The sequence below is a fragment of the Saccharopolyspora sp. genome (assembly GCF_017434145.1).
Taxonomy (GTDB): domain Bacteria; phylum Actinomycetota; class Actinomycetes; order Mycobacteriales; family Pseudonocardiaceae; genus Saccharopolyspora_C; species Saccharopolyspora_C galaxeae.
Genome location: NZ_JAFRFW010000317.1, coordinates 1 through 11,557 on the forward strand (window position 1 = coordinate 1; position 11,557 = coordinate 11,557).

Consider the following 11,557-nt stretch of genomic DNA (forward strand, 5'->3'; position numbering starts at 1 on the left):
CCGGCCGGGGCGGTCAGCTCCAGCGGGCCGGAGCGGACCCGGTGCGCGTGCTCGCTCAGCTGCGGGGCGCGGCCGCCGGGGTGCCCGGGGCGCAGCTCGCGGGAGGCTTCTTCGCCGATCAGGGCGCGCCGCTTCGCGTTGTAGCCGGGGTCGAGCAGTTCGGCGATGGTGACCTCGGTGCGGTCGCCGTACCAGGCTTCGCGGTCGGCCATCGCGAGCTTGGTGCCTTCGATCAGCGTGTGCAGGTACTCCGGGCTCGCCGGGTCGAGTTCGTCCGGCAGCAGCGCGAGCTGCTGCAACAGCACCGGGCCCTGGCTCCACAGACCGGCTTTGCACACCGTCCAGCCGTCCCGCTGGTAGCTCACCGGCTGCTCGTAGGAAGCGGTGAACGCGGCGATGTCCTCGCCGGTGAGCGTTCCGGCGTGCCGCTCGCCTGAACTGTCCATGGTGGACTGCGCGGCGGCGCCGGCGAGTTCTTCGGCGATGAATCCTTCGCGCCACACGCGCCGGGCGGCGTCGATGCGGGCTTCGCGGGAGGGGCCGGTGGCTTCGGCGAGGACTCGGCGCCACGTTTCGGCCAGCGCCGGGTTGCGCAGCAGCGCACCGGGCGCGGGTGGCTTGCCGTCCGGCAGGTACAGCTGCGCCGACGAGTGCCATTCGGTCTTGAACAGCTCCTGCACGACCTCGATGGTCTGCCCGATCCGCGCCACCGCCGGGTAGCCGCCAGCCGCGTAGCCGATGGCGTACTTCAGCAGTTCGGCGAGCTCTTTGGTGCCGTGGTCGCGCAACAGCAGCAGCCAGGCGTCGAACGCGCCGGGCACCGCCGATGCCAGCGGTCCGGTGCCGGGCACCAGATCGAGCCCGAGGCCCCGGTAGTGCTCGATCGTCGCTCCCGCCGGGGCGGGTCCTTGCCCGCACAGCACGACCGGCTCGCCACCTGCGGGCGCGAAGATGATCGGCACCTCGCCCGCGGGACCGTTCAGGTGCGGTTCCACCACGTGCAGCACGAAACCGGCGGCCACCGCCGCGTCGAACGCGTTGCCGTCGTCCTCCAGCACCGCCATCGCGGTGGCCGAGGCGAGCCAGTGCGTCGAGGCCGCCATGCCGTGGGTGCCTTGCAGGGTCGGTCTGGTGGTGAACAACCTGGTCCTTCCGCCGAACGGGTCATCGACAGTGAACACCACAGGCCTGCGCCGCGTCCAAGGTCGCGTCCCGCTCACGAATTCGACCGCCGCCTCAGCCGCCGATGCTGATGCCGAAGACCTCGAGCACCGTGTAGATCCCGAGCACCGTGATCGCCGCGCTGCTGACCACCAGCGCCGCCGTCAGCCAGGGATTGGCGCGGAACCGCCGGTCCACTTCGGTGCTGCGCAGCCGCCACACCGCGACGACCACGGCGAGCAGGAACACCCCGCTGCCGACCCCACCGATCTGCACCATGAGCACCGGCTCCTGCACGAACAGGTAGCACAGCGCCCACAACGGCGGGAACACCGTGGTCAGCAGCCGGACCGTGCGCTGGCGGACACGGGTGTCGTGCCAGTCGATGACGCCGAGCAGGCCGAGCGCGTTGGTCCACAGCCGGGGCACGCTCGCCGACGATCCGATCGCGGTCGAGCCGAGCACGGCGATCGCGCCGAACAGGAACAGGTACTGCGCCCACGAACCCAAGGTGTCGGTGTAGATCCGGGACAGCGTGGTGATCATGTCGTTGCCTTCGGGCACCAAGCCCTGCGGGTTCAGCACCGACGCGCCGATCACGTAGAACGAGAGCGTGCACAGCGTGCACACCAGCCACGAGACCAGCACGTCCAGCCGCATCACGCGCAGCCAGCCTTCGGCGCGGCGGGCGCGCTGCTCGGTGCCGTCGTCCGGCCCGGTCCAGCGCGCGTAGCCCTTCTCCAGGCACCAGTAGGTGTAGGTGGTCATCTCGTCGGCGCCGACTCCGGTCAGGCCGAACATCGACACGGCGATGCCGATCGTTCCGGCGGGTACCTGCAGGCTCAGTCCCTCGCCGAGCTCGGCGAGGCCGTACGCGAACGGTGTCAGCGGCAGGGCCAGCGCCAGCGAAACGGTCGCGATGGTGAACACGACGACCGCCGCGACCGCGCTGCGCTCGACGACGCTGTAGCGGCCGCTGCGCAGCAGCAGCACCAGTCCCGCGGTGACCAGCACCGTCCAGATCAGCAGCGACGGGAAGCTCAGCGCCGCGCCGTGGATCGGCCACAGGATCGAGCAGGCGGCCGCGACTCCGCCGATGATGCCGCCGCGTTGCAGCATCTTGCTGAAGTCCATGCCGATCCACAACCAGTTGATCCAGCTCACCGGCCCGATACGCGGCCCGACCTGGCGGTAGCCCTGCAGCGCGGTCTTGCCGGTGAGGATGGTCCAGCGGGCCAGCTCCATCTGCACCCAGACCTTCACCGCGGCGCTGATGATCACCAGCCACAGCAGCGCGAAACCCGCGCGGGCGCCGAGCGAGGTGGTCACGATCAGCTCGCCGGAGCCGACCACCGCGGCGGAGAGCACCAGGCCGGGACCGAGGTGCCGCAGCCGTCCACCGAACGTCGTCGGCGCCTCCCGCGCGTCTTCCGGCCGCAGCACGTACGGATCCGCCGGCGCGGCGTCCGGGTCGGTCGTCGTTGCCATGTCGGTCCTTTCTCTCCCCCGGCGGCTTTCCGAGTGAACGGACCGTTCGACCGATCTATTGGGACCGGCAGTCCGTTCACTCGGCTCAGGTCAGGCTTCGCGCAGGGGTGGCTCGCCGTGCAGGACGCGGGCCACGTCTTCGGCGACCAGCGCGCCCATGTTGTGGTTGGCCTGGTGGCTGCACGCGCCCAAGTGCGATGTGAGAACGACGTTCGGGGCGGTCAACAGCGGGTTGCCTGCCGGTGGTTCGACGGAGAACGCGTCGATCCCGGCGGCGCCGAGGTGGCCACCGGTCAGCAGTTCGGCCAGCGCGGACTCGTCGACGAGTCCGCCGCGGGCGGTGTTGACCAGCACCGCGCCCTGGCGCATCGATGCCAGCGCCTCCCGGTCCAGCAGCGGACCGTCCTGGGAGCCCGGCAGGTGCAGGCTCAAGAAGTCCACTTCGGACACGCATTCCTGGAAGGAGACGCCGCGAACACCCTGCGCTGCAAAGGATTCCGCGCCCAAGTAGGGATCGTGCGCGACGACGTCCATGCCGAACGCGCTCGCGTACCCGGCCAGCAGCCGCCCGATGCGGCCGAACCCGAGCACGCCGAGCGTGCGGCCGTGCAACTCCGGCCCGAACAACTTCGGCCAGCCGCCCTCGCGCACCGCCGCGTGCGAACCGCCGATGCCGCGCGCGGCGGCGAGCATGAGCCCGAACGCCAGCTCCGCCACGGCCCGCGAGTTGCTGCCTGGCGCGCACACCACGCGGATACCGCGCTTCCGCGCAGCGGCGACATCGATGGTGTCCACGCCGACGCCGTGCTTGGCCACGACGCGCAGTTTCGGTGCTGCGTCGAGAAGTTCCGCGCCGATGTCGTCCATGCCGACGATCAGCGCCTCGGCGTGCGGGATGCGCTCGCGCAGCTCTTCCGGCGGCATGATCTTGTCCGGATGCGGGCGGGACACTTCGCCGGCCGCTTCGAGGATCCGCCACGGCTCGGTGGAGAACCGGCCGAAGGTGGGAGTGGTGATCAAGATCGTCATGCGGCCTCCGAGGCCCAGCCGGGGTGCAAGCGCACGTGCTTGATCGCCCGGCGGAAGTGGGTGAACGCGATGTGCAGCTGCCCGTCCGCGGTCTGCGCGATCGACGGGTAGGACAGCTCCCGGTTGCGCCCGTCGCGGGAGTCGTTGGTCATGCAGTGACCGTCGCCGGTCTCGATGTCGCGGCGCACCGGCCAGCTCCTCCCGCCATCGGTGGAGATCGCCAAGGTCAGCGGTGCGCGCGGCGCTCCCCAGAACGCCGGTCCCGGGTGCGGTTGGCCGTCGCTCTCGCCGTCGATCTCGTCGTAGAGCGAGGTGCGGCGGTCGGTCGCGTCGGCGGCGCTGCTGTTGTTGAACACCAGCGCCACGGAACCGTCGTGCAGTCCGGCGGCCTGGATGGAGGAGTTGTTGTTCGGCAACTCGGTCGGTTCGGGCTCGCTCCAGCAGGCTCCGTCCGCGGATCGGCTCAGGTGGATGCGATCGGCCTGCCTGCGGCGGAACAGCGCGAGCAGGCTCCGGTCGGCCAGTTCGACGATGTTCATGTGCACGCAGCCGGTGCTGCCCGGGACTTCATGCGCAGTCCAGGTCCGGCCGGCGTCGTCGGAGACGAGCACCGCGCTGCTGTCGTCGTCGCCGACCCAGCGGCCGGTGGCCGGTCGCGGGCAGCGGAACACCGGCAGCAGCCAGCGTCCGGAATTCAGCACGACGACGGGCTGGCGCACGAAGACCCCGCCACCGGCCGACGCAGGCACCAGCGTGCGGGCCGGTCCCCAAGTGCGGCCGTCGTCACCGGACGTGCGCACGCGGACTTCGGCGGTGTCTTGGTCTCCGGCGTGCTGGGCGGTGTGGAGCAGCCACAGTTCGCCGCCGGGAGCGTTGAACAGCACCGGGTTCTGCTCGGAGCGCTCCGGGTCGTCGGAAACCCGCACCGGATCGGCCCATTTTCCCGCGCTGAAGCGGGAAAACCACACGTCGATGTCGGACATGCCTTCCTGCGTACCGGAGAACCACGCGCAGCCGAGGTCCCCGCCCGGCAGCGGCATCAGGTTGGCCGCGTGCGACTGCACGTCCGGTGCTGGCAGGAACGCCTCCTGCCGATCCCCGCTCATTCGCCCGCCACCTTCAGGTGTTCGGCGGCGACTTGTTCCAGGTGCACCAGGTCGGATGCGACGCTGGCGAAGGTGTAGCCCTCGGCGAGCCGTCGCGCGGCGAGTTCGCCGTTGGCGGTGTGGATTCCCGCGGCGACACCGGCCTTTTCGGCGGCTTTGCGCACGGTGGCGACCGCGTCCTCGAAGACCTCGGAGACCGCCGGATCGCCGGGGAACGCTCCGCCCACGGCCAGGCACAAGTCCGACGGTCCAACGTAGACACCGTCCAAGCCCGGCGTCGCGCAGATCTCCTCGACGTTGGCCAAGCCCTTCGGCGTCTCGATCATCGCGAGCACGACGGTCGCCGCATCGGCATCAGCCGGTTTCGGCCCGATCCGCAGCCCCGAGCGCATCGGGCCGTAGGAGCGCCCGCCGCGCGGCGGGTAGCGGGTGGCGTGCACGGCAGCCGCGGCGTCCTCGGCCGTGTCGATCAGCGGCACGATCACTCCGGCGGCACCGGCGTCCAGCGACCGGCCGATCGCGGTGAGGTCGGTGGCTTCCACCCGCACCAGCCCGGCCGAGCGGCCGCCGGCGTCGATGGCCATCATCCCGTCGCGGATGCCCGAGTAGCCGACCAGGCCGTGCTGGCCGTCGATGGCCACGTAGTCGTACCCGAGGCGCGCGATGCGCTCGGTGGCGACCGGGGCGTCCAGCACCGCCCAGTAACCGACGGTCCTCTCCCGGCCGCGCAGCTTGGCGGCGAACTCGGCGGCGATCATGTTGCTCCTTCGGTTCGTTGTGTCCGTATCGGACGCTGTGGATCGAGTCGAGGTCTCGGAGTTCGGCGCTGAGCGGCTCAGCGGTTGTACGCGGGCATCGGGCCGTTGAGCCAGGCACCGACCTCGTCGCAGGCACGCACCACGTCCGCGGGCAGCGGCCCGGCTTGCACGGCCGCGATGTTGGCTCGCAGGTGCTCCACTTTGGACCCGCCGAGCAGCAGCGATCCCGTCGCGGGACGGTCCAGCAGCCACCGCAGCGAAAGCTCGGTCAGCTCCAGCCCCGCGTCCCCGGCGATCGCCGAGAGCCGGTCCACCGCCTCGAACAGCGACGCGTCCCAATAGCGCTTCTTGTACATCGCGGCCAGCCGCGAATCATCGAACCGGCCACCGGCCGGGGCCTGGTCGAAGCGGTGCCGCCCGGTCAGCAGCCCGCCGCCCAGCGGGTTGTAGACCATGGTGCGCAGCCCGGTCGTCGCCGCGAACTCGGCGTATTCGGCTTCGATCCGCCGGGCCAGCAGGTTGTAGAGCTGCTGCGCGACGACCGGCCGCGGCGCGCCGGTGCGGTCGGCGGCGTGGTTGAGTTCGGCGATCTGCCAGGCGGCGAAGTTGGACACGCCCAACTCGCCGATCTTGCCTTCGGCGACGAGTTCGGCGACCGCGCCCAGCGTCTCCTCCGGAGCGGTCGAACGGTCCGGTTGGTGCAGGTAGAACAGGTCCACGTGCGACACGCCCAACCGGCGCAGGCTGCCTTCGACGCTCGCGCGCAGCCCCTTCGCCGACAGCGGTGCGTGCTCCCCGGCGTCCGGATGCGGCATCCCGGCCTTGGTCGCCAGCGCGATGCGTTCCCGCCGCGCAGGCAGCAGCTCCCGCAGGATCTCCTCGGTCTTCCCGCCCGCGTAGCCGTTCGCGGTGTCCACACTGGTGATTCCCGCTTCCAGCGCCGCGTCCAGCATCCGCGCCGCACCGGATTCGTCCACTGTGTCCCCGAACGTCATGGTGCCCAGCACCAGGCGGTTCTCGGAAGTCATGCGTGCACTCTCCGTTCGGTCGTGAGCAGATCGCGCGGTTTGCGCCCGCGCATCGCGGTCGGGTCCAGCGCGGCACTGCGCAAGTCCCGGGTGTAGGGGTGTTGCGGGCTGTTGAGGACGTGCTCGGTCGGCCCGTGCTCGACGACGCGTCCTCGGCGCAGCACCAGCACTTCGTCGGTGATTTCCCGGACCACGCCGAGGTTGTGCGAGATCACCAGGTATGTCAGGCCGTGCTCGCGCTGCAACTCCCGCAGCAGCGCGAGCACCTGCGCCTGCACGGAGACGTCCAGCGCGCAGGTGGCCTCGTCGCACACGAGCACCTCGGGATGGCTCGCCAAAGCGCGCGCGATCCCGACGCGCTGGCGCTGGCCGCCGGAGAACTCGTGCGGTCGCCGGTGCAGTGCGCTGCTGGGCAATCCGACCTGGTCGAGCAACTCCGCGGCCCGGCGGTCGCGCTCGGTCCTGCCGCGCACGCCGCGGATCCTGAGCGGTTCGCCGACGATCTCCGCCGCGCTCAAGTGCGGATCGAGCGAGCCGTACGGGTCCTGGAAGACCATCTGCACGCGATGCCGCAGGGGCCGCAGCCTGCGTTCCCCGAGACCCGCGATGTCCGTGCCGTCCAACAGGATCCGCCCGGAAGTCGGCGTGTTCAGCCGCACCAGCGAGCGCGCGATGGTGGACTTGCCGGAACCGGACTCGCCGACGATGCCCAGCGTCCGGCCTTTCCGAACCGCGAAGCCCACCTCGTCCACCGCGCGGAAAACCCCGCCGGGCGCGCGAAATTCGACCACGAGGTCCTGCACTTCGAGCAATGCTGCGGTCATCGGCGCTCTCCGTCCCACGATCCCAACCGCGGCACCGCGTCCAGCAGCGCGCGCGTGTAATCCTCGGCCGGGTCCTCGACGATCCGCTCCACTTCGCCGCTTTCCACGAACCGGCCGTGACGCATCACGTGGATGCGATCGGAGACCAGCCGCGCCACCCCGAGGTCGTGAGTGATCATCAGGATGCCCGCACCGGTGTCCTGCTGAACCTCCATGAGCAGGTCGAGCACCCCGGCCTGCACGGTCACGTCCAGCGCGCTGGTCGGCTCGTCGGCCACCAGCAGCCGAGGTTCCCCGGCCAGCGCGATGGCGATCAGCACCCGCTGCAGCATCCCGCCCGAAAGCTGGTGCGGGTACTTCCGCAACTGGCTGCCGGGTTCCGGAATGCGCACCTGCTCGAGCAGGTCCCGCGCACGCCGCTTGGCCTGCGAGCGGGACGCGCCGCGCAGCCGGACGGCTTCGGCGAGCTGGCTGCCGACGGTGTGCACCGGGCTCAGCGCGGTCATCGGATCCTGCGGGATCAGCGACACTCCGCGTCCGCGCAGCGACGCAGCAGCATCCGGTTCCGAAACCACGTCCCGGCCCTGCAGCAACGCCCGTCCGGAAAGCACCGCCAGACCCGGCGGCAACAGCCGCAGCAGGTTGAGGGCGGTGGTGGACTTGCCCGAACCGGACTCGCCGATGAGCGTCACCGTTTCGCCCGCGGCCAGGCCGAACGAGATGCCGTCCACCGCGCGGACCACGCCGCGCCCGGTGATCAGCTCGACTTGCAGATCGTCCACTTCGAGCAGTTCAGGCATCATCCGACCCCGTTCCGCGCGGTGCCTTCGGTTCCCGGTCGCGCAAGCCGTCGCCGAGCAGGTTCACCCCGACCACCAGCAACACGATCACCAGGCCGGGCAGCGTGACCATCCACCACGAGGTGGTGATGTAGTCCTGGCCATCGGAGATGATGCGGCCCCAGGTGGCGAACGGCCGCTGCGGACCGGCGCCGAGGTAGCTCAGCGAGCTCTCCAGCAGCACCGCCTGCGCCAGCAGCAACAGCACGACCAGCGTCACCTGCTGCACGATGTTCGGCAGAACGTGCCGCAGCAGCACGGAAATCCGGTGCAGGCCGAGCATCCGCGCCGCCTGCACGTAGGGTTTCTCCCGCTCCACCACGACCAGCGAGCGGGCGAGCCGCGCGACTTCCGGCCATTGCGCCACGGCGATCACCGCAGTGATCACCGGCACCGACGGGCCGAACAGCGCGATCACCAGCAGCAGCATCATCAGCAGCGGCAACGCCATCTGCGCTTCCAGTGCGCGGGAGACCAGCGCGTCGATCCAGCCGCCGAAGAACCCGGCCAGCGAGCCCAGCGCGATCCCGATCAGCCCGGAGACCACCACGGCCAGCACTCCGATCAGCAGCGAAACCTGACCGCCGTGCAGCACCCGCGCCAGCAGGTCGCGGCCGAGCTGGTCGGTGCCGAACAGGTGGCCGCCCACCAGCGGCGGCAACCGGCGCTCTGCGAGGTGTTGCTCGTTGGGCCCGGGAATCGGCAGCACGTTCGCCAGCGCCACCGGCAGTACCACCAGGAGCGTGCAGACCACTCCGATCCACAGCTTCGCTCCGGCCGCGCGGGCCCGCCGCGCGGTCGACGACCGCGACAGCTGCCGCGCGGTGACCCGGCTCGGACGCTCCAATGTGGACTCGCTCATGCCGCCACCGCCTTGCCCAGGCGCACCCGCGGGTCCAGCAGCGGGTAGGCCAGGTCGACGAGCAGCTGCACCAGGATCGCCAACGCGGAGGTGACCAGCACAGCCGCCTGGATCAGCGGGTAGTCGCGGGTTTCCAACGCCCGCACCACCAGCGAGCCGACTCCGGGCCAGGCGAACACGACCTCCACGACCACGACGCCGTTGAGCATCGCGGCGAACCTCGTGCCCAGCGCCGTCAGCACCGGGATCGCCGAGTTGGCGATGGCGTAGCGCCACACCAGCCCGCGCTCGCCGATGCCGCGCGAGCGCGCCGCCACCAGGTAGGGCGCGGTGAGGTTGCCCGCCATCTCGCGGCGCACCAGCCGCGAGATCAGCGCGATCTGCAGCACCGCGGCGGTCAGAGTCGGTAGCACCAGGCCGGACCAAGTGGTGAACCCGGATGCGGGCAGCACCGGCACCAGCACGGCGAAAACCGTCAGCAGCATGATGCCGCTCCAGAACTCCGGCATCGACTGCCCGGCGATGGTCAGCACGTTCGCGCCCACTTCGCGGCCGCTGTCGGCACGGCGGGCCATCCACACGCCCAGCGGCACCGCGACGAGCATCGTCACCGCGATCGCGGAGAACGCCAGCGTCGTCGTGTAGGGAACGCGGGAGAGCACGACGTCGAAAGCCGGTGCCTGGAACGAGTAGGAGGTGCCGAGATCGCCGGTCGCGAGTCCACGCAGGAATCCCCAATACTGCTGAAGAATCGGATCGTCGAGGCCGAACTGCTCGCGCACCTGCGCCAGTTCCGCCGGGCTCGCGGTCGGTCCCGCGTAGGCCGCGGCTGGGTCTCCGGGCGCGAGCCGGATCAGCACGAACACGACGGAAACCATCAGCAGCACCGTCAACGCGCTCTGTCCGATGCGGCGCAACAAGTAGCCGGTCACGGTGTGCTCACCCCGGCCGCCGCGAGTTCGTAGGAGTTCGTCGGCTCCAGGCTCAGGTCCTGCACGCGCGCCCGCTGGGCCAGCACGACGCGCGGAACGAACGCCCACAGGCACGGCCAGGTGTTCCACACTTCGCGCTGTGCACGGGAAACCAGCTCATGCCGCATCCGTGGATCCACTTCGGACGTTGCACGGCGGATGAGTTCCGCGATGTGCGGGAACACGTATCCCTGGTAGGTGTCCCGGCTGCGTTCGTCTTCCGGTGTGCTGCCGAACATGCCCTGCAGCGCAGAGGCCGCCAGCGCGGTGGGGGTGCTGAAGCCGTTCCCGATGACGTCCCAGTCCCCGCCGCGACCCTGGCGCCACTGCGAAATGTCGCCGCCCGGCTCGAACTGCTGCAACTCCGCGCGAACGCCGACCTCCCGCAACATCTGCAACACGGCTTCCATCACCATGGTGTCGTTGGGGAATTCCCCGGTCTCCCAGATGATCCGCAGCTTCAGCTCACCGTCGCGCACCCCGGCGGCGGCGAGTTCTTCCCGGGCGCGCCGCGGGTCGTGGACGTACTCGCCGGTGCGCACCGCTCCGGCCAGCGTGTCCGGCACCGGTCCGGTCGCTTGCGCCACCGACCCGGTGAAGACGTCGTCGACCAGCTGGCGCCCGTCGATGGCGAAGGTCAGCGCGCGCCGCACCCGCGGGTCCGACAGCGGATGCCCCGCCGGTTTCCGGAAGTTGTAGAAGAGCTGGTTGATCCGGGTTCCGCCGGTGGTCTGCATCCGCACCTGCGATAAGCCGCGCAGCTGGTCGGCCGAATCCGGCGAGAGCGTGTCGATCACATCGACCTCACCGCTGCGCAGCGATACCACCCGGTTCGATTCCTCCGGCAGGAAGCGGACTTCGACCCGGCGGGTTCGTGGTGGTGTGCCCCAATACCGCGGATTCGCGGCGAGTGAGTAATCCCCCGTCCCGCGGTTGGCGGCGGTGACCACGTACGGGCCGCTGCCGACGCCGTCCTGCAACTCCTCCGGCCGGTTGGCCGCGGCCGGGGTGATGAGGATGTTCGCCATCAGGTAGTCCAGAGTGGGCAGCGGATTCATGCTGCGCAGCAGGAAAGTCCGCGCATCGAGCGGGACGACCTCCGGCCACTCCTGGAAGAAGGTCGCGAGGAACGAACCGTTGACGCTCCGGTACATCTCCAGCGCCGTGGCCACATCGGCGACGGTGACCGGAGTTCCGTCCGAATAGCGCACTCCCGCGCGCAGCCGAACCGTCCACTCGGTCGGGGCGGTGAGTTCGAACCGCTCGGCCAGCACCGGCCGCGGGGTCAGGTCGGGGCCGATGCGGGTGAGGGCTTGGCGCACCGCGCGCTGCACGGTCACCGCCGCCTCGAACTGGTTGAGCTTGTTGTCCAGCGAGACCAGCGAACGGTTCAGCGCCAGGACGAGCGTGTCCCCGCCCGGGCTGCCGGTCGGTCCCGCGCAGGCCCCGAGCGCCCCCAACGCGCCGAGACCGCCCGCGGCGGCACCGGCG

The 11,557-nt window shown here is 70.5% G+C and carries 11 protein-coding genes; all 11 read right to left on the reverse strand.

Going from position 1 to position 11,557, the window contains the following annotated elements; translation table 11 throughout:
* The coding region (locus IJH84_RS08770) for a gamma-glutamyltransferase family protein (protein ID WP_295142510.1) at window positions 1-1,142 on the reverse strand (1,142 nt) is incomplete at its 3' end.
* Window positions 1,143-1,236: 94 nt separating this feature from the next.
* The gene (locus IJH84_RS08775) at window positions 1,237-2,649 is read right to left on the reverse strand and encodes an Nramp family divalent metal transporter (protein ID WP_295142513.1); all 1,413 of its coding nucleotides are present in this window, start codon (window positions 2,647-2,649) and stop codon (window positions 1,237-1,239) included.
* Between the two features lie 90 nt (window positions 2,650-2,739).
* The gene (locus IJH84_RS08780) at window positions 2,740-3,678 is read right to left on the reverse strand and encodes a phosphoglycerate dehydrogenase (RefSeq protein WP_295142516.1); all 939 of its coding nucleotides are present in this window, start codon (window positions 3,676-3,678) and stop codon (window positions 2,740-2,742) included.
* Window positions 3,675-4,784, reverse strand: coding sequence for an exo-alpha-sialidase (locus IJH84_RS08785; protein ID WP_295142519.1), 1,110 nt, complete (start codon window positions 4,782-4,784; stop codon window positions 3,675-3,677). The genes IJH84_RS08780 and IJH84_RS08785 overlap by 4 nt, the downstream gene beginning before the upstream one ends.
* The gene (locus IJH84_RS08790) at window positions 4,781-5,542 is read right to left on the reverse strand and encodes an aldolase/citrate lyase family protein (RefSeq protein ID WP_295142522.1); all 762 of its coding nucleotides are present in this window, start codon (window positions 5,540-5,542) and stop codon (window positions 4,781-4,783) included. Before IJH84_RS08790 ends, IJH84_RS08785 begins: the two co-directional genes overlap by 4 nt.
* Before the next feature lie 77 nt (window positions 5,543-5,619).
* Entirely contained in the window at window positions 5,620-6,570 is a 951-nt protein-coding gene (locus IJH84_RS08795) for an aldo/keto reductase (protein ID WP_295142524.1), read from the reverse strand.
* Window positions 6,567-7,394 carry an ABC transporter ATP-binding protein gene (locus IJH84_RS08800; RefSeq protein WP_295142527.1) on the reverse strand — a complete coding sequence of 276 codons (828 nt, stop codon included), beginning with the start codon at window positions 7,392-7,394 and terminating at the stop codon, window positions 6,567-6,569. Before IJH84_RS08800 ends, IJH84_RS08795 begins: the two co-directional genes overlap by 4 nt.
* Window positions 7,391-8,194, reverse strand: a complete 804-nt coding sequence (locus tag IJH84_RS08805) for an ABC transporter ATP-binding protein (RefSeq protein WP_295142530.1) — start codon at window positions 8,192-8,194, stop codon at window positions 7,391-7,393. Before IJH84_RS08805 ends, IJH84_RS08800 begins: the two co-directional genes overlap by 4 nt.
* Window positions 8,187-9,095 carry an ABC transporter permease gene (locus IJH84_RS08810; protein WP_295142532.1) on the reverse strand — a complete coding sequence of 303 codons (909 nt, stop codon included), beginning with the start codon at window positions 9,093-9,095 and terminating at the stop codon, window positions 8,187-8,189. Before IJH84_RS08810 ends, IJH84_RS08805 begins: the two co-directional genes overlap by 8 nt.
* A complete protein-coding gene (locus tag IJH84_RS08815; RefSeq protein WP_295142535.1) occupies window positions 9,092-10,027 on the reverse strand; it encodes an ABC transporter permease in 936 nt (311 codons plus the stop codon). Before IJH84_RS08815 ends, IJH84_RS08810 begins: the two co-directional genes overlap by 4 nt.
* Window positions 10,024-11,557, reverse strand: a 1,534-nt coding sequence (locus IJH84_RS08820; RefSeq protein ID WP_295142537.1) for an ABC transporter substrate-binding protein, incomplete at its 5' end; no start/stop codon positions are given. The genes IJH84_RS08815 and IJH84_RS08820, both read right to left, overlap by 4 nt.

What these genes read in the sequence shown, in the direction of transcription:
- IJH84_RS08775 (WP_295142513.1), bottom strand. Translation starts at nt 2,649, where the DNA reads ATGGCAACGACGACCGACCCGGACGCCGCGCCGGCGGATCCGTACGTG.
- IJH84_RS08780 (WP_295142516.1), bottom strand. Translation starts at nt 3,678, where the DNA reads ATGACGATCTTGATCACCACTCCCACCTTCGGCCGGTTCTCCACCGAG.
- IJH84_RS08785 (WP_295142519.1), bottom strand. Translation starts at nt 4,784, where the DNA reads ATGAGCGGGGATCGGCAGGAGGCGTTCCTGCCAGCACCGGACGTGCAG.
- IJH84_RS08790 (WP_295142522.1), bottom strand. Translation starts at nt 5,542, where the DNA reads ATGATCGCCGCCGAGTTCGCCGCCAAGCTGCGCGGCCGGGAGAGGACC.
- IJH84_RS08795 (WP_295142524.1), bottom strand. Translation starts at nt 6,570, where the DNA reads ATGACTTCCGAGAACCGCCTGGTGCTGGGCACCATGACGTTCGGGGAC.
- IJH84_RS08800 (WP_295142527.1), bottom strand. Translation starts at nt 7,394, where the DNA reads ATGACCGCAGCATTGCTCGAAGTGCAGGACCTCGTGGTCGAATTTCGC.
- IJH84_RS08805 (WP_295142530.1), bottom strand. Translation starts at nt 8,194, where the DNA reads ATGCCTGAACTGCTCGAAGTGGACGATCTGCAAGTCGAGCTGATCACC.
- IJH84_RS08810 (WP_295142532.1), bottom strand. Translation starts at nt 9,095, where the DNA reads ATGAGCGAGTCCACATTGGAGCGTCCGAGCCGGGTCACCGCGCGGCAG.